Raw genomic sequence first — 17,117 nt, 5'->3', positions numbered from 1 at the left:
ACGCGTTCACGATAAAAATATGGTGAACTAGGCTCTTGGGGACACCGTTCGTCCCACTTTCATTCCCTGTAGGAGTACCGTGCCCAGCAAGGCAGCAGCCAGCAAGCCAAAGACCGGCAAAAAGCTCGTAATTGTCGAGTCCCCTGCCAAGAGCAAGACCATTGCCAAGTACCTCGGCGAGGGTTTCGTTGTGGAAGCCTCGATTGGGCACATTCGTGACCTGCCGCAGCCTTCCGAGCTGCCCGCGGAACTGAAGAAGTCCTCGATCGGCAAGTTCGCCGTCGACCTTGAGAATGATTTCAAGCCGTACTACGTGGTCTCCTCGGACAAGAAGAAGAAGGTGGCGGAGCTCAAGGCACAGCTCAAAGACGCCGACGAACTTTACCTCGCAACTGATGGGGATCGCGAGGGCGAGGCCATCGCGTGGCACCTGCTTGAGGTGCTCAAGCCCAAGGTGCCCGTGTACCGCATGACCTTTGCGGAAATCACGAAGGAATCGCTGCAGCGTGCCCTAGGGAACCTGCGCGAGCTGGACACGGACCTAGTCGACGCGCAGGAAACCCGCCGTGTGGTTGACCGCCTGTTTGGTTACGAGCTCTCACCGGTGCTGTGGCGCAAGGTCGCTCCGAAGCTCTCCGCAGGCCGTGTGCAGTCGGTTGTCACCCGCATGGTTGTCGAGCGCGAACGTGAGCGCATGGCGTTCCGTTCGGCCGGATACTGGGACCTGGCTGGCGTCTTCAGCACGACCGACACGAAAGAGTCCTTCAGCGCTAAATTGGCTGCCGTTGATGGCAAGCGTGTTGCGTCTGGCCGCGACTTCAACGACAAGGGCGAGCTGACCGGCAAGAACGTCGCTCACCTGGACGAGTTGGCTGCCAAGGCACTGGCTTCCTCCTTGCAGGACGTTAAATTCTCCGTCCGCTCGGTGGAGCACAAGCCCTACACTCGCCGACCTGCCCCGCCGTTTACGACGTCGACCCTCCAACAGGAGGCCGGCCGCAAGCTGCGCTTCTCCTCCAAATCGACGATGTCGACCGCTCAGCGTCTGTACGAAAACGGTTACATCACGTACATGCGTACCGACTCCTCCTCGCTCAGCGATGAGGCGGTCAACGCTGCTCGCAAGCAGGCCTCGGAGCTGTACGGCCCCGAGTTTGTCCCGGCCTCGAAGCGTGTTTACGCGAACAAGAGCTCCAACGCGCAGGAAGCCCACGAGGCCGTCCGCCCCGCAGGTGACTCCTTCCGCACCCCCGCCCAGGTCGCCAGTGCGCTGCGCGGGGATGAATTCAAGTTGTACGAGCTGATCTGGAAGCGCACTGTTGCCTCTCAGATGGCTGATGCTAAAGGCTCGACGGCGACCATCAAGTTGGGTGCCACCGCGGTTGGCGGCGAGGCCAACGGTACGGATGCAGAGTTCTCGGCATCCGGAACTGTCATCACCTTCAAGGGCTTTATGGCCGCGTACGAGGAAGGTCGTGACGAGTCCCGGAACGCTTCGGATGACTCGGATCGCCGTCTTCCCAACGTGAAGGAAAAGGACACGCTGGACGCAGCGGAAGTTCAGGCTAATGGTCACGAGACCTCACCGCCGCCGCGTTTCACGGAAGCTTCCTTGACGAAGGAAATGGAAGAGCGCGACATTGGCCGGCCATCGACCTACGCGTCGACGCTATCCACCATCATGGACCGTGGCTATGTTCGCAAGCAGGGCTCTGCCCTGGTGCCGAGCTGGATTGCCTTCTCCGTGGTGCGCCTGCTGGAACTGCACTTCACCGACTACGTGGACTACGAATTCACGGCCGGGATGGAGACTGGCCTGGATAAGATCGCCAACGGTCAAGACAAGGGTTCCGACTGGCTCAAGCGTTTCTATTTTGGTGAAGGTGAAGGCGCGGGGCTGCAAAGCATCGTAAACAACCTTGGCGAGATTGACGCCCGGGAAATTAACTCCATGCCCATCACCGATACCTTGGTGCTGCGTGTAGGCAAGTTCGGCCCGTATCTGGAAAGCACCGTCCCCACCGTGGACGCCAAGACCGGTGAGATTATCGAGGCGGCTCGCGCCAACGTGCCCGAGGATCTGGCCCCGGATGAGCTCACTGCGGCCAAGGCGCAGGAACTCATGGACACGGCGGCTCCCGAGGAACGCGTTCTCGGCGTCGACCCGGTTTCGGGTCACACCGTGGTGTCTAAGAATGGTCGCTATGGGCCGTACGTCACCGAGGTCATCCCCGAGATGACGGCGGAGGAAATCGCTAACCAGCCGATCGAGTACTACAAGAATGGCAAGCCGAAGCCCCCGAAGAAGCCGGTGAAGGCCAAGCCGCGTACCGGCTCGCTCTTCAAGTCGATGACTGTTGACACGGTGACCTTGGATGAAGCCTTGGCCATCATGAGTCTGCCGCGAGTTTTGGGCGTTGACGCTGAAGATAATGAGATCACTGTTCAGAACGGACGATTTGGTCCGTACCTGAAGAAGGGCTCTGATTCTCGTTCCATCGGCACGGAAGAGGAGATCTTCACGATCACGTTTGAGGCAGCTGTGGAGATCTATTCCCAGCCCAAGCAGCGTGGCACGCGTGCTGCCGTTCCTCCGCTGGCAGAGTTCGGCGAGGACCCGGTCTCGGGCAAGAACATCGTTGTCAAAGAAGGCCGTTTCGGTCCGTACATCACCGATGGCATCACGAACATCACGGTGCCGCGTGGAACCGAAGTGGAGCAGCTGACGCGGGAGACCGCCATCGAGCTCCTCGCTGACAAGCGTGAGCGTGGTCCGGTCAAGCGAACCACCAAGACCGCTGCCAAGAAGCCAGCCGCGAAGAAGCCGGCGGCAAAGGCTCCCGCGAAGAAAGCTGCAGCAAAGAAGTAAAGCTGCCGCGACCTGTTGTAGCAATGTCGCCTCACACATCGAATCTGGTGTGTGGGGCGACATTTTTTTGCGTTAATTACCGGACATTGGTGTGTGGGGCTGCCCAGCATTATTGAGATCACGAGCGTATATGTGTGAAAATGTGCCATCTCATGCGAATGGGATCCGTAACATTGGGAATTTTTCAGATTGAGAACCGTAACATGTGTGGTGTAGCTCAGATTGTGTCTCAGGTCACATGTCGTGTGATTGCTCGCAATGTTGGTGCTTCAGACCACCCGACCATTCCAGCTTTACGGGGACATATGAAAACTCGTCAACCTATGGGCCGAAGTGCGGTTTTCGCGGGTATGACCGCGGCTGCATTAGCCCTCACCGCCTCATTCGTCTCGCTACCAGGTGCCAGTGCGGCCGTCGCGCCTGCTCTGGCACCTGCAGTCTCGGCGCTTTCCGCACCGTCTGGCGCAGTCCCGCTGACGCCGAACGGCGCACCTCAGACAATTCCAGGCCTCGCCAACTGGGCTGGGCAATCTGGCCAATTCACCTTAGGCACTGGGGCCAAGGTCATCGGCGCAGATGCCACCTTGACGGGCGATCTCGCACAGCAACTGTCAGTTGTTCTCGGTCGAACCGTGGGTGCTGCCACGACAGGAGCCATTGCCGGCGATCTCGAAATTGCCATTGACTCAACCCGCAGTCAAGATCTCGGGCAAGAAGGCTACGAGCTCACTGTTGGCAACACCATCAAGGTCATCGGCGCCACGGACACCGGTGCATTTTATGGGGCCCAGACAATCTTGCAACTGCTGACGCAGGGCAACACGGTCAATAAGGGCGTCTCCATTGATGTGCCGCAGTACCAAGAGCGTGGGGTTGGCCTGTGTGCCTGCCAGATGTCCATCTCTATGGAGTCGCTGGAACGCACCATGAAGGACATGGCCTACAACAAGCTCAACCAGTTGTGGCTAGAAACCAAGCTGAAATCCGACGCCTACCCGAAAGCCAATTTTTGGGCGTACTACACCAAGGCCGAGGCTGCACAGATCACGGCATGGGCCAAAAAGTACCATATTGAGCTGGTCTTGGAAGTGAACTCTCCCGGGCACATGCGTCCCTGGCTCTACGACTACCCCGAGCTGCAGCTGGTCAACGAGGCCGGCAACAAAAAAGTTGAGCAACTGGACATCAGTAAGCCCGAGGCATTCACCATGGTCACCACCTTGGCTGACGAGTATGCTGCCGCGTTCCCTGACCAGCCGTACTGGCACATGGGTGGCGATGAATACATGATGGGTGATAGATACAGCAACTACCCGCAGTTCGCCAAGTTCGTCGCTGACAACCCGGAGATCTTCCCGGCAGGCTCCGGCCCTGGCGATGTCTTCGTCTGGTTCATGAACAAGGTCAACGCACACGTCAAGGCCACGGGCAAGACGCTGCGCATTTGGAACGACGGGGTCCCCTCCTCAAGCATCATTCCCCTCGACTCAGATATTGTGGTGGAGCACTGGCTGAACTCCGGGCCTACTCCTCAGGCCTTGCTCAATGCTGGCCACGATGTGCAGAACTCCGCCCAGCGGCTCTACTTCAACCGCCCCGGCGCCTACAACGTCAACCTGCAGAACCTGTGGAATTCCGGGTGGACTCCCAGGACGTTCGACGGCGGCACCACGGTGACCGACGTTGAAGGTGGTGGCAAGGTTTTGGGTGCCAAGTTGTCGGCTTGGCCGGATGACACCACCGCAGCCACGGAGGCAATGGTAGAAGAGCAGCTGTTCTCCACCATGCGCTTCCTAAGTCAGGCAACCTGGGGCAGCCCCAAGCCCACGGCAGACTTCTCCAACTTCAGCACGCTGACCAACAACTTGGGCCGAGTACCCGGCTACGACAGCTACGACAGGACCCCTGTGGGCGATGGTGGATACTCCATCTCAACGGCCAATAAGTCCGTCAACGTCAGCGGATCCGGTGTGGCGGTTGCTGACGCAGCCAACGAAACCTGGACACTGGCAGCCACCAGCGATCACTACTACAAGCTGACCGCCGCCAACGGCAAGTGCTTGGCTATGGCTGGTGGCGTGCTGTGGCTACAGGCCCCCATGCAGCAGGACCTGGCACCTTCGGTGTCCGATTGCAACAGCACTGATCGCCGACTTAACAACCTGCAAAAGTGGGAAATTCTCGAAGTCAACGGCGGCTTCACCATCCGTAATGCGATCACGCAGTTGCCGCTCAGCGTCAATGCCGCGGGTGCGCTGACGCAGCAGGCACCCGATGTACGTGCGGCAAGTGTCTTCGTCCTGACCGGCGAAGTTTCCACCAGCGTGCAGGCTCCTACCCGTGCCGTTCCTGGTGTTCCCTCCAGTGTCACGGTTGTCGTTGACAACCGCACGGCCACCGACATCACCTCGACCGTCGTGACGCCGTCCGCTCCCGAGGGATGGTCCATTTCCCCCGCCTCGGTATCTTTGGGTGACGTGGCCGCGGGAACCAGTAAGACGGCGACGTTTACTGTAACTCCTTCAGATGAGGCCAGCTTCGGCAGCTTCCAGGTCTCCGCGCAGACGGCCTATTCAGCAGCTTCGGAGTCGCTGGTGAGCAATTCCAGCACCTCGGGACTGTTGACCTGCTCCGTGGATGCCGTTCGTCCGGTGAGCGCCGTGGTGGACAGCTTCAACAATGGTGGCGGGGAAGTAACCCCGGCCGAGAACGCCATCGATGGCAACTCGAACACGTTCTGGGGAACCGCCTGGACACCATCAAATGCTCCTCTTCCCCACAGCATTACCGTGGATCTGAATAAGGAGATGAGTATTTGCGCCATCAATGCCTTGCCTCGCCAGGGCGCGAGCTCCGGGGCAGCTAACGGACGTATCAAGGACTACGAGATTTATGTCAGCAGCAGCGCTGACAGTGTTGGCACCAAGGTTGCCTCGGGCACTTTCGCCAATGTTGCCACGATGCAAAAGGTCTTCCTTGATGCTCCGGCGCTAGGACGTTTTGTGACGCTGAAGGCGTTGTCAGAGCAGTCGGGCAATCCCTGGACCACGTTGGCCGAGTTGAGCTTGGACGCAGCTGATCCTGCTGCGACCCCGACGCCCACACCGACACCGACACCGACACCGACACCGACACCGACGGTCACGCCCACTCCCACACCGACCCCGACGGTCACGCCGACCGCTCCGGCCACGAGTCAGCCGGCCTGCGATAACGGCACGGGTAACAATGGTGCCGGTCAGGGCAAGGGTTGCAACAACGGTCATGGCAATAACGGTTCAAACAATGGCTCCAGCAACGGTCAGGGCTGCGAAAACAGTGCCGGCCGTGGCAATGCCTGCAAAAACGGGTGATGTAAGAGTTACCTAGGAAGGTCGGAGGGAACAGTTCACGTTCCGACCATCGCACCAGAAGGCCACTCGGGTGGCGAAGCAGACGTAAAACTGCTTCGTCACGCGAGTGGCCTTTCACATGGATGGCGTTGAAGGGTCAATAATGGGCGTATGAGATTAGGCGTCCTCGACATTGGTTCCAATACTGTCCATCTGCTGCTCGTTGATGCGCGCCCTGGCGCAAATCCGGTGCCGTATGCATCCCACAAGCGGCCCTTGAGCTTGGTGAAATATCTGGATGCAGAAGGAAATATCAGCGATGAAGGCCAACATGAGCTGATCGAATTCATCCTGGAAGCGTGGGAATTCGCGGCAAAACACCAAGCCAAGGATTTGTTGGCGTTTTGTACCTCCGCTATTCGTGAATCAACTAATGGTGCCGCGGTACTTGCCCGCGTGCAGCATGAAACCACCATTCGCCTGACCGAGCTCACCGGCGAAGAAGAATCTGCCATGACGTTCTTCGCGGTGCGTCGTTGGCACGGCTGGGGTGCCGGCACCATCTTGAACCTCGACATCGGTGGCGGCTCCTTTGAGATCTCGCAGGGCAGCAATGAGCTCCCTGAACAAGCCCACTCTGTGCCGCTGGGCGCTGGCAGGTTGACTCGCGAATGGCTCGCCGAGGATCCGCCCACAGCCAAGAGCATCAAGCGTCTTCGCAAACACATCAAGGAAACCCTCCGGGAACCCATCGCGGCCACCCAAACGCTAGGCGCGCCCAACATCGTCACGGGCTCATCCAAGACCTTCCGGGCGCTGGCCCGTATTACGGGAGCTGCGCCGTCGTCCATGGGACCGTATGTGCGCAGGGAACTGCACCTGAGCGATCTGGGATTGTGGTCGCAGCGGTTGTCGGCGATGTCCTCGGCTGACCGGATGCACCTCCCCGGTGTCTCGGCCGCGCGTGCTCAGCAGGTGCTGGCTGGTGCGCTGGTGGCCCAGACCGCGCTGGAGATGTTCAAGGTGCCGACCATGGTTGTAAGTCCTTGGGCTCTGCGTGAGGGACTGATCCTGCGGCGCCTGGACCAGCTGGTCTTTGACGGTCCGCTGGATCCTCCCGCTCACGTTGGCAAGCTTCGCAATTCGGAGGGAAAGTAGGTCGACATGACGGGCAACGCAACGGACTCTGCGGAAAACGGCGTTCAGGCTAGCCCTGCACGGCATATTCCGGTGGCGCTTTCGACGGCCTCCGTCTATCCGTTGTCGGTGCATGACGGGTTCGCCGTTGCTGCCGATCTGGGATATGACGGGGTCGAGGTGCTCGTGACGCACAACGGCGATAGCCAAGATGCCGCAGCTCTGACACGTCTGGCCGAACGCTACGACCAGCCGATTTTGGCGATCCATGCCCCCACTCTTCTGTTGACCCAGCAGGTGTGGGGGAGTGCCTGGAATAAGGTGCAGCGCTCCGCCCAGATGGCGGTGGATGTGGGTGCCGAGGTGGTGGTGGTGCATCCGCCGTTCCGCTGGCAGAACGACTATGCGGAGACCTTCGCACACGGTGTCCGCGATATTGCCGAGGCTTTTGGTGTGCGGATTGCCGTTGAGAATATGTATCCTTGGCGCGTTCGCGGGCGCGAGGCGCTGGCGTATTTGCCGCATTGGGATCCCGTTCCGCAGGACTATAGCGACGTCACGTGGGACTTTTCCCACGCAGCCTCGGCCGGTGCGTCCAGTCTTGACGCGGCCAAAGCGCTCGGATCCCGCTTGCGGCATATTCATCTCACAGATGGGATATCGCCCTCGACCAAGGATCAGCACCTGATCCCGGGCCATGGCACGCAGGAATGTGCCGAGGTGCTCCAGCACATTGCCGGTAACGGGTTCGATGGCGCGGTGGTCGCCGAGATCTCGACCCGCAAAGCAAAAGGTGCGGGGCAGCGCGAAGAATGGTTGGCTGAAACTTTAGAGTTTGCCCGCGTGCATTTGGGGCAAAACCTGCCCTAAAGCGTTCGGCCGCGAAAAGGGCGTTAAATGCGAAATCGCCGGAGAATATGTCACCAGTGGATGGGGGGAATCACTGGCGAGATCTCCGGCGATTTGACTGGTCTTCAGGACAAGACCGGTCCGATCATCACTCGCACCCTTATGAGGTAATTAAAAGACTACGGTTCGCGGTTGAGAATAGTCCGGGCGCCAGCTGTGCGTTTGCCATTAAGTATTTTTGATCGATGAATTTGGCCTCGAGTAGTTGCCGTGGAGCTTCATTTGCATGCGATGCTGAGGGAAAGACAAGATGGAGAAATGATGAAAAAGATTGTATTCCTTGGCTGCGGTTCGATGGGTGAAGCCATCTTAAGCGGAATGCTCGCCGCTGGTGTCTCACCCCAGTCAGTCGTTGTCACGGTGCGTCGCCCGGAGCGAGCCAATGAATTGGCGTCCCGTCACGGCGTCACGGCATTGGCCTCTAATGAAGAAGCTGGTGCGAATGCTCAGGCCGTTGTGGGTGCCGGCGTGGTTATTCTTGGGGTGAAGCCCGTGGGAATTATGGAGCTGTGCCGTGAGGTCGCCTCGTCGCTGGAATCCGAGGCCGTCGTGATCAGCGTTGCTGCCGCCGTGTCGCTCGAGCAGTTGGAAGGCGCTCTGCCTGCCGGACAGCCCGTGGTGCGTTCCATGCCCAACACTCCATTGAAGGTGGGGCGGGGTGTCGTGGCACTGTCCGCCGGTTCGTCTGTCGATGAGCACCACCTTGCCGCCGCCCATGAGGTCTTCGACGGGTCCGGCGTCGTGCTGGATATTCCTGAGGACCAGCAGAATGCTGTTTCCGCCATCAGCGGTTCCGGCCCCGCATACGCTTTTTATCTGGCCGAGGCGATGGCTGCTGCCGCCGAGAACTTTGGCTTGGCTCCGGAGATCGCTCAGATCCTGGCACGCGAAACCGTTGCGGGTGCCGGCATCATGCTCGCCGAGCCGGGGGCCAATGCAACGCTCCTGCGACGCGCCGTAACGAGCCCGAACGGCACCACGGAGCAGGCCATCGCCAGTTTTGACCGGGACAACCTCCCGGGCATTGTGTTGACGGGTGCACAGGCAGCGGCAGGTCGCGCAGCCCAGATTACCGAGGAGCTCGGGCGCAACTAACGCTCAGCCGCACCGAGCCAGATGGAGCCCCGCCGAGTTAGATGTAGCGCTACATCTGACTCAACGGGGCTCCATCTAATTCGGCAGCAGCGGGGAGCAAAATGGTGCGGGCCAGGGGAGCGGGGAGCCTATTGCGCCCCGGATTCGAGCGCAAGCAGCAGCGCCTTGGCCTCCACGCCGCCCACATACGCGCCCTGCGAGCCGTCGGAACGGATGACCCGGTGACACGGCACCACGAGGGGCAGGGGATTGCGGGCACAGGCCGTTCCTACCGCGCGCACCGCCCGCGGACTAGACGTCAGGGCAGCCACGGTGGCGTAACTTGCCGTGTGACCGTAGCCAATGTCGGGCAGGTGGGCCAAGACCTCGCGGCGGAATCCGGCGGCGAGCTGAAAGTCCAGCGCGAGGTCAAAGTCCTGGCGTTGACGCGCAAAGTATTCGTCGAGTTCCCGGGCCGCCGCGTCTAGGCGCGAGGGGGCCAGCAATACGCGTGGGCTGACAGTCGTAGCGAGCGATTCCAGCACGGCGTCGTGGCCCTCCCTCGCGAACGCCACACGGACCAAGCCCCGTTCCGTTCCCGCGAGCAAGAGCGCACCCACGGGAGAGTCGACGATCCGGTAGGCCACGTCGAGCAAGCCTGCGCCCGCTGCAGCGCTCCGGAAGAGTTCTGTGAGCCTGTCCAACGCGGTGGATTCGTCCCGCGTGAGCGACGCGAAGTCGGCTGGGACGAGGGCCGTCGAGCCGGTCTCCGAGTCCACAAAGTGCTGTTCCATCACGAATCTTCCTTTCGGTTCTGCCCCAAATGCGCCCGCAACGATTTCATGCCGTCTGCCGCGGCCCGTCGCGCGGCCGCCTCGGAATTGCCCAACAACTCCGCCACCGCGGCATAACGCAGCCCGGCCAGATGGTGATAAACCACGGCCTCGCGCTGCGTGGGCGGCAGCAGGGCTAGCGCCGTCCAGACGAGTTCCGCCTCTTCCGCAGCTTCTACGGAGCGTACGACGGCGTCACCGACTCCCAGCGGACCGTCACCAACGCTCTCCACGGGTTCCGGAACGCGGGCCGTGCGGCGGTGATGATCCACAGCCTTGTTTCGCGCGATCGTGACCAGCCACGCCTCCCTGTTCAGCACGCCTGCCGTGCTGGGGTATACCCGCAGGGCCGCGAGAAAGGTCTCCTGCCAGACGTCGTCCGCATTATGCGGGCCGACGAGTCCCCGGCAGACCCGCAAGATCGTGGCGCCGTGAGTGGCAACGATGGACTCGAAGGGTGGCAGGGAGTCGCCTGCAGGGGCGCCGGAGCCTGCCGAGCCCGCGCCGGAGCCGGTCTTCACCGCGGCACTCATGAGGCGTTCATCTAAAACAGCGCCTCGGTATGAAAGCGTGCCGGATTTTCCAGTTCCAGCAGGAATTCCTTGCGTTCCAGCCCGCCCGCGTATCCAACCAAGGAACCGTCCGCCCCGACGACGCGGTGACAGGGCACGATGATGCTGATGGGGTTGCGGCCATTCGCCGAGCCCACGGCCTGTGCCATGGATCGATCGCCCAAGGATGCCGCGAGATCGCCGTAACTGCGCAGTTCCCCATAGGGAATTTCGGCCAGCGCGGCCCACACCCGGTGTTGGAAGTCGCTGCCGATGGGCGCCAAGGGAAGGGAAAATTCCTGACGCTCCCCGGCAAAGTATTCGCCAAGCTGCGCCGCCGTCGCGGCGAGAACTGGCGAGGCAACGGCGGCAACCCGCTCGCCCATCGTCTCTAACGCCGGGAGCCGCTTATGCGACGTCATGTACACGGCTTGGAGTCCGGCGTCGTTCGCAACAGCCGTCAGGGGACCCAAGGGTGAGTCAAAAACTAGATGCTGGATCATGAAAGTACCTCCTGCCCGGTAGACGCACGGCGCCGCAAAAACGTGAGTTTAGGGGCGCGCGGCGAAGCGTTCGAGCAGGTCAACATAGCCGGAAACAATGAGCATGTCACGGCTGGAGACCCGGGTGTGCGGCTGCGCGTAGGTGAAGTCCTCGCCGGGCGACTTCACGCCCACCACGGTCACGCCATACTTGGAACGCACCTTGGATTCCTCAAGCGTGAAGCCCTGCGTCTCCTTCGGCGGGTACATTTTCACGATCGCGAAATCGTCGTCGAACTCGATGAAGTCCAGCATGCGCCCACCCACGAGGTGCGCGGCGCGAACACCGGCGTCGGCCTCGGGGTAAATGACATGGTTGGCGCCAATGCGGGTCAAAATCTTGCCGTGTGACTGCGTGATCGCCTTGACCCACAGATGTGCAATGCCCAGGTCCACGAGGTTCACGGTGATCAGCACACTGGATTCGATGGAGGTTCCCACTCCAACGACGGCGGAGCTAAAGTCCTGTGCCCCGAGTTGGCGAAGGGCATCAATATCGGTGGCGTCGGCCTCGACCACGTGCGTGAGCACACCGGCCCACTTCTGCACAAGAGCGGGGTCGCGCTCAATGGCAAGCACCTCGCGGCCCTGCTTGACGAGCTGGTGAGCCGTCGCGGCACCGAAGCGGCCCAAACCAATGACCAGAACCGGCGCATTGTGCGGCGGGCGGGTGCTGGAGCCTATTTTCTCAGCCAATGATGGGCCTTTCTTCCGGGTAGTGGAACAACTGGCGGCGCTGGCGCAGCGCCAAGGCGGCGGCCAGCGTGATGGAACCGACGCGGCCAAAGAACATCATGGCGCTCAGTACATAGGTTCCCGACGGCGGGAGCTCGGCACTGAGTCCCGTGCTAAGTCCCACGGTAGCGTAGGCAGAGATGGTCTCAAAGAGTACCCGGTCCAGGCTTTCGCCGGAGATCGAGAGCAGTAATCCGCAGGCAACCATGACGAACGTTGCGCCCATCATGGTCACGGAGATGGCCACACGCAGGGTGCCCTGGGGGATAGTGCGGCCGTAGATCTTCACGTCGTTGTCGCCACGGGCCTCGGCCATGATGGCCAGGAACATGACGGCCAAGGTGGTGACCTTGATACCGCCTGCGGTGGAGGCCGAGCCGCCACCGACGAACATCAAGGCGTCAGTCAGCAACATGGTGGAGGAGTCCATGGCGTTCATGTCGACCAAATTGAAGCCCAGGGAACGGGTCATGACGGAGGCAAAAATTGCGTGGATGATCTTATCGCCCAGGCTCATGGAGCCGATGGTGGCCGGGTTTCCCCACTCCATGGCACCCCAGAGCACGGCACCGGCAGCGAGCAGGATCAGCGATACCTGGACGGTCAGCTTGGCGTGCAGAGTCCATTTTTTAAAGCGGAATCCTGTGGCCAAGAGAACCATCAGCACCGGAAAGCCGAGGCTGCCGATGAAGCCGCCAATCATGAGCGGCGTCAAGATCCACAGATCGGCTTCGTAGGGGACCACGCCGTCGGAATGGGGTGTGAAACCGGCATTATTGAAGGCCGAGATGGAGTAAAAGGTGGCATGCCACAGGGCTTCCGGAAGAGACTCGCCCAAGATCAGGAAACGTGGGGCCAGCGCCAAGGCCAAGGCAATTTCAATCGCCACGGAGGTGCTGATAACAATGCGCAGCAAGGTACCGACCTCGCCGAGTCGGCCGGCATTCATGGCCTCCTGAGCGATGAGTTTGCCGCGCACACCCAGACGCTTACTGACCATCAGGGACATCACCGACGCCAGGGTCAAGATACCCAAACCGCCAACGAAAATGCCGATCAAGATGACCAGCTGTCCAAAGAACGACCAATGCAGAGCGGTGGAAACCGTGGTTAGCCCCGTAACACAAACCGCCGAAACGGCCGTGAAAAGTGCGTCGTGGAAGGCGGTCGCTTTACCGTCACTCGCGGCTGCAGGCAGACATAAGGTCAAGGTGAAGGCGAGGATGACCAAGGAGAACACGATGAGAGCTAGCCGGGCGGGTGAGCTATTAGCTACCCTGTCCACGAAGTCGCGGACACTGACCACAACTCTTAAGGGCCATTGCGGCAGCCACGGGAAAGGTGTCGTATTAGCGCTCAACGCTGTGCTGCCTCCCCTGCCATGAACTGTTATAAGGCCGCGGATACGGCATTTTCGGCCCGACTTCGATAGCCTGTGAGGGATGTCATCCTTTGTCAGCACCGGGCCGGCGGCCGTCCCGACAAGCATAGTCTGCGATGCGGCTATGTCTGCGTACAATTTTGGCCCCGAACACCCCATGTCGCCAATGCGTCTGGAACTTACGGCATCGCTGGCTCGCGAGCTGGGGATTTTTGATCTCCCCCAGGTCACCATGATGGAGTCGTACATCGCCTCCGATGACGAACTGGCCACCGTACATACGCGCGACTACATCGCCGCAGTGCGCTACGTGGGGGAGGACCCCACACGTTCCGATCCTGCCCGTGGCCTCGGCACCGAGGACGATCCGGCCTTTGGCGGAATGCATGAGGCCAGTGCCCGGCTCGGTGCCGGATCGCTACTTGCCGCAGAGACGATTATTACCGGATCTGCGCTTCGCGCCGTCAACTTTGGCGGCGGCATGCACCACGCCTTTGCCGACAAGGCCAGCGGGTTCTGTATTTATAACGACAGCGCTCTGGCCATCATGAAACTCCTTGATGCGGGTGTGTCCAAGGTGGCGTACATCGATATTGACGCTCACCATGGTGATGGAACCGAGCGGATCTTTTGGGATGACCCGCGGGTCCTGACGATCTCGCTTCACGAATCCGGTGTGACGTTGTTTCCCGGGACTGGATTCTCCAATGACATTGGAGGGCCAACAGCAGAGGGCACCGCGGTGAACGTTGCGATCCCAGCCGGCACCTCAGACGCCGGTTGGCTCCGAGCCTTTCACGCCGTCGTACCTCAACTGGTTGAGGCCTTCGGGCCGGAGGTGATTGTCAGCCAACATGGCTGCGACTCCCACCGCCACGATGACTTGACGCATCTGAACACGTCGGTGGATGGGCAACGCGAGGCGGCCTTGAGTATCGCGGCGCTGGCCGAGAAGGTGTGCGGTGGGCGATGGATCGCGACCGGTGGTGGTGGATACAACGTGGTGAGCGTGGTGCCGCGGGTGTGGAGTCATCTCATGGCGATCGTGGCTGGAAAGCCGGTGCCGCTGCGGACGGCCGTTCCGGAAACCTGGCGAACGCATGTGATGGAGAAGTACGGCAAGGCGGCGCCGCTGTTCATGGGCGAGGACGCCGATACCTGGTGGCGCTCGTGGGAGGTGGGGTACAACCCGTCGGATGCCTTGGATCGGACGGTTATGGCGACGCGAAAATCCGTATTTCCGCTCTACGGGCTCGATCCCTGGTTCGATTAGTCGCCTGAGAAGGCGCTTTTGGGCTCCGAGAGTGCTCGGAAAGCATGATATTGGCAATTTTTGGCCCCCTCAAGATGCTCACAACGGCATATGTCGCTAGGGTAGTGGAATGGTTGCAGAAAAAGTCTTTGCGGTAATTGCCGAAAGCACCCGGCGGGACATCTTGGAAGCACTAGCCCAAGAGAGCAAAGCGGTAGGTCAACTGGTCGATGAACTGGGAGTTTCGCAGCCGACAGTGTCCAAGCATCTACGAGTTCTGCGTGAGGCAGGAGTCGTGACCATGCGCGCCCAAGGGCAGAAGCGTTTTTACGGCATCAATACTGAGCCTCTCGCCCTGGTTTCCTCCTGGCTGGATTCTCTGGGAGCCGGGACGCTCGCTCCGGCTGCGGTAAAGAAGACCTCGGCACCTGCCGTCAAGCCGGCCGAAGCTGAAGAGAAGTCTGCCTTGACCGTTGTGGTTACCCCGGTTACGGAGGCGGCTCAGCCCGTGCGTCCAGCCGTTAAGGTCCGTACCCCGGAGCCCGTTGCGACCATCAAAACTGCAGCTCCGGTAGGAAGCGCGATGCCCACAACGGTTGCGGCGCATCCCGTGAAAACTACGCCCACCGTCGTGGCCCCTGCCGCCAAAGCCGCACCTAGCGTTCCTGTGCATGTTGCTGCACGACCAGGGGCAGTTGTTGTGCATTCGAATGATAGCGACAACGGTGCTCAGAGTCCCTTGAGTCGGAGTGTGGGGCGGGCCGCCAATAAGGCGGCAGATCTGCTGGCCAACCTCCCGACGCTGCCAACCTTTAAGCGCCGGAAAAACTAGGCGACAAGAGTAAAAGATATAAATTGATCGGGCTATTTCAGCATGATCATGCATGTCGTTTCGAGTCCTGAGAATAATTAGGCGAGCGGTTACATGAATGGAATATTGGCGGTGAGCATATTTATGCGCCGCGCTGCGGCGCCTCACACTTTTCAGGAGACTCATGGATACCAGGCTCGAAGCCATCCGGGAGCAAGTTTTAGCTCGTAACCCCGGCGAAAAAGAATTCCACCAGGCAGTTCTAGAAGTTTTCGAAAGCCTCGGCCCGGTTCTCGATAAGCACCCGGAATTCGTTGACGCAGCTGTTCTGCAGCGTCTGTGCGAACCCGAGCGTCAGATCATTTTCCGTGTGCCGTGGATGGATGACTCTGGCCGTGTCCAGATCAACCGCGGTTTCCGCGTTGAGTTCAACTCTGCACTTGGCCCGTACAAGGGTGGCCTGCGCTTCCACCCCTCGGTGTACTTGGGCATTGTGAAGTTCCTCGGCTTCGAGCAGATCTTCAAGAACGCACTGACCGGCATGCCCATCGGCGGCGGAAAGGGCGGTTCCGACTTCGACCCTCGTGGCAAGTCCGATGCTGAAGTCATGCGTTTCTGCCAGAGCTTCATGACCGAGCTCTACCGCCACATCGGCGAATACACCGACGTCCCCGCGGGTGACATTGGTGTTGGTGGCCGCGAAATTGGCTACCTCTTTGGCCAGTACAAGCGCATCACCAACCGCTACGAGTCCGGCGTTCTGACCGGTAAGGGTGTTGGTTGGGGCGGCTCGTTGGTACGCCCTGAGGCTACCGGTTTCGGTACCGTCATGTTCACCCAGGAAATGCTCAAGACCCGCGGCACCTCGCTCGATGGTCAGCGTGTGGTTGTTTCCGGTTCCGGTAACGTAGCAACCTTTGCAATTGCCAAGGCTCAGCAGCTCGGTGCCAAGGTTGTCGCGTGCTCGGATTCCTCCGGCTACATCGTGGATGAGAACGGCATTGACGTGCCTTTACTGCGCCAGATCAAGGAAAAAGAACGCGGACGCCTGAAGGAATACGCGGTTCGCCGTGGCGCCTCGGTCAGCTACGTCGAGGGCGGTTCCGTTTGGGACGTCAACGCAACTGTGGCCTTGCCGTGTGCGACTCAGAACGAAATCAACACCGAAGCAGCAACTCGCTTGGTGAAGAACGGTCTTGTTGCTCTCGCTGAAGGTGCCAACATGCCTTCCACCAGCGGTGCAGTTGCCGTCTTCCAGGAGGCAGGCATCCTGTTCGGCCCGGGTAAGGCAGCCAACGCCGGTGGCGTGGCAACCTCAGCCTTGGAAATGCAGCAGAACGCTAGCCGTGACGCCTGGTCCTTCGAGCACACCGAGGCTCGTCTGCAGAACATCATGGTTGGCATTCACGACCGCTGCGCCGAGACCGCCGAAACGTATGGCTCCCCGGGCAACTACGTTGTTGGCGCCAACATTGCCGGCTTCGTCAAGGTAGCTGACGCCATGCTGGCTCAGGGCTTGATCTAAGCTCCGCAGTTTCCATAAGCCCGCAGTGGGCGGCGTGCATCACCATCAAGGTGCTGCACGCCGTCCCTGCGGGTTTTTTGTTTAACCATTACCGCCACGGTTCATAAAATGAAAGGATTCAAAATATTCTTGACAGGCAATCTGCCGCCACGCAGACTGGGTCATG

The 17,117-nt window shown here is 60.3% G+C and carries 13 protein-coding genes; 8 read left to right on the top strand and 5 right to left on the bottom strand.

Annotation, left to right across the window (positions count from 1 at the left end; all coding sequences use genetic code 11):
• The first annotated feature begins 79 nt into the window (after positions 1–79).
• From topA to proC, 5 genes are all read left to right on the top strand, one after another.
• A complete protein-coding gene (gene topA, locus CVS30_RS07145; RefSeq protein ID WP_110484644.1) occupies positions 80–2,869 on the top strand; it encodes a type I DNA topoisomerase in 2,790 nt (929 codons plus the stop codon).
• Positions 2,870–3,192: 323 nt separating this feature from the next.
• Positions 3,193–6,222, top strand: coding sequence for a family 20 glycosylhydrolase (locus tag CVS30_RS07140; protein WP_181419717.1), 3,030 nt, complete (start codon positions 3,193–3,195; stop codon positions 6,220–6,222).
• A 150-nt stretch (positions 6,223–6,372) separates the two neighbouring features.
• Entirely contained in the window at positions 6,373–7,359 is a 987-nt protein-coding gene (locus CVS30_RS07135) for a Ppx/GppA phosphatase family protein (RefSeq protein ID WP_110484642.1), read from the top strand.
• Positions 7,360–7,365: 6 nt separating this feature from the next.
• Positions 7,366–8,208 (top strand): sugar phosphate isomerase/epimerase family protein, encoded by an 843-nt coding sequence (locus CVS30_RS07130; protein ID WP_110484641.1) that lies wholly within the window; start codon positions 7,366–7,368, stop codon positions 8,206–8,208.
• Between the two features lie 297 nt (positions 8,209–8,505).
• The gene (gene proC, locus CVS30_RS07125) at positions 8,506–9,342 is read left to right on the top strand and encodes a pyrroline-5-carboxylate reductase (RefSeq protein ID WP_110484640.1); all 837 of its coding nucleotides are present in this window, start codon (positions 8,506–8,508) and stop codon (positions 9,340–9,342) included.
• A 128-nt stretch (positions 9,343–9,470) separates the two neighbouring features.
• Here proC and CVS30_RS07120 read toward each other — a convergent pair whose 3' ends face one another.
• Genes CVS30_RS07120 through CVS30_RS07100 form a run of 5 tightly spaced genes read right to left on the bottom strand, consistent with a single transcriptional unit; the run spans position 9,471 to position 13,312 of the window.
• Positions 9,471–10,115 carry a methylated-DNA--[protein]-cysteine S-methyltransferase gene (locus CVS30_RS07120; RefSeq protein WP_110484639.1) on the bottom strand — a complete coding sequence of 215 codons (645 nt, stop codon included), beginning with the start codon at positions 10,113–10,115 and terminating at the stop codon, positions 9,471–9,473.
• Complete coding sequence (locus tag CVS30_RS07115; protein WP_110484638.1) at positions 10,115–10,687, bottom strand: RNA polymerase sigma factor; 573 nt, start codon at positions 10,685–10,687, stop codon at positions 10,115–10,117. The genes CVS30_RS07120 and CVS30_RS07115 overlap by 1 nt, the downstream gene beginning before the upstream one ends.
• Positions 10,688–10,698: 11 nt before the next feature.
• Positions 10,699–11,208, bottom strand: coding sequence for a methylated-DNA--[protein]-cysteine S-methyltransferase (locus CVS30_RS07110; RefSeq protein ID WP_110484637.1), 510 nt, complete (start codon positions 11,206–11,208; stop codon positions 10,699–10,701).
• 48 nt (positions 11,209–11,256) lie between these two features.
• Positions 11,257–11,943, bottom strand: a complete 687-nt coding sequence (locus tag CVS30_RS07105; RefSeq protein ID WP_110484636.1) for a potassium channel family protein — start codon at positions 11,941–11,943, stop codon at positions 11,257–11,259.
• Positions 11,936–13,312, bottom strand: coding sequence for a TrkH family potassium uptake protein (locus CVS30_RS07100; protein ID WP_245934499.1), 1,377 nt, complete (start codon positions 13,310–13,312; stop codon positions 11,936–11,938). The genes CVS30_RS07105 and CVS30_RS07100 overlap by 8 nt, the downstream gene beginning before the upstream one ends.
• Positions 13,313–13,487: 175 nt before the next feature.
• On the opposite strand from CVS30_RS07100, the gene CVS30_RS07095 reads away from it, so the two are divergent.
• From CVS30_RS07095 to gdhA, 3 genes are all read left to right on the top strand, one after another.
• Positions 13,488–14,636, top strand: a complete 1,149-nt coding sequence (locus CVS30_RS07095; protein WP_110484634.1) for an acetoin utilization protein AcuC — start codon at positions 13,488–13,490, stop codon at positions 14,634–14,636.
• Between the two features lie 109 nt (positions 14,637–14,745).
• A complete protein-coding gene (locus tag CVS30_RS07090) occupies positions 14,746–15,447 on the top strand; it encodes an ArsR/SmtB family transcription factor (RefSeq protein WP_110484633.1) in 702 nt (233 codons plus the stop codon).
• 163 nt (positions 15,448–15,610) lie between these two features.
• Positions 15,611–16,951, top strand: a complete 1,341-nt coding sequence (gene gdhA / locus CVS30_RS07085; protein WP_110484632.1) for an NADP-specific glutamate dehydrogenase — start codon at positions 15,611–15,613, stop codon at positions 16,949–16,951.
• The last annotated feature ends 166 nt before the right edge of the window (positions 16,952–17,117 follow it).

Source organism: Arthrobacter psychrolactophilus, from assembly GCF_003219795.1.
Lineage (GTDB): Bacteria > Actinomycetota > Actinomycetes > Actinomycetales > Micrococcaceae > Specibacter > Specibacter psychrolactophilus.
This window is presented reverse-complemented; position numbering and strand designations above follow the sequence as displayed.

Excerpts from the sequence above, each read along its gene's own strand:
- CVS30_RS07140 (WP_181419717.1), top strand. The coding sequence starts at position 3,193 with ATGGGCCGAAGTGCGGTTTTCGCGGGTATGACCGCGGCTGCATTAGCC.
- CVS30_RS07135 (WP_110484642.1), top strand. The coding sequence starts at position 6,373 with ATGAGATTAGGCGTCCTCGACATTGGTTCCAATACTGTCCATCTGCTG.
- CVS30_RS07130 (WP_110484641.1), top strand. The coding sequence starts at position 7,366 with ATGACGGGCAACGCAACGGACTCTGCGGAAAACGGCGTTCAGGCTAGC.
- proC (WP_110484640.1), top strand. The coding sequence starts at position 8,506 with ATGATGAAAAAGATTGTATTCCTTGGCTGCGGTTCGATGGGTGAAGCC.
- CVS30_RS07120 (WP_110484639.1), bottom strand. The coding sequence starts at position 10,115 with ATGGAACAGCACTTTGTGGACTCGGAGACCGGCTCGACGGCCCTCGTC.
- CVS30_RS07115 (WP_110484638.1), bottom strand. The coding sequence starts at position 10,687 with ATGAGTGCCGCGGTGAAGACCGGCTCCGGCGCGGGCTCGGCAGGCTCC.
- CVS30_RS07110 (WP_110484637.1), bottom strand. The coding sequence starts at position 11,208 with ATGATCCAGCATCTAGTTTTTGACTCACCCTTGGGTCCCCTGACGGCT.
- CVS30_RS07095 (WP_110484634.1), top strand. The coding sequence starts at position 13,488 with ATGTCTGCGTACAATTTTGGCCCCGAACACCCCATGTCGCCAATGCGT.
- CVS30_RS07090 (WP_110484633.1), top strand. The coding sequence starts at position 14,746 with ATGGTTGCAGAAAAAGTCTTTGCGGTAATTGCCGAAAGCACCCGGCGG.
- gdhA (WP_110484632.1), top strand. The coding sequence starts at position 15,611 with ATGGATACCAGGCTCGAAGCCATCCGGGAGCAAGTTTTAGCTCGTAAC.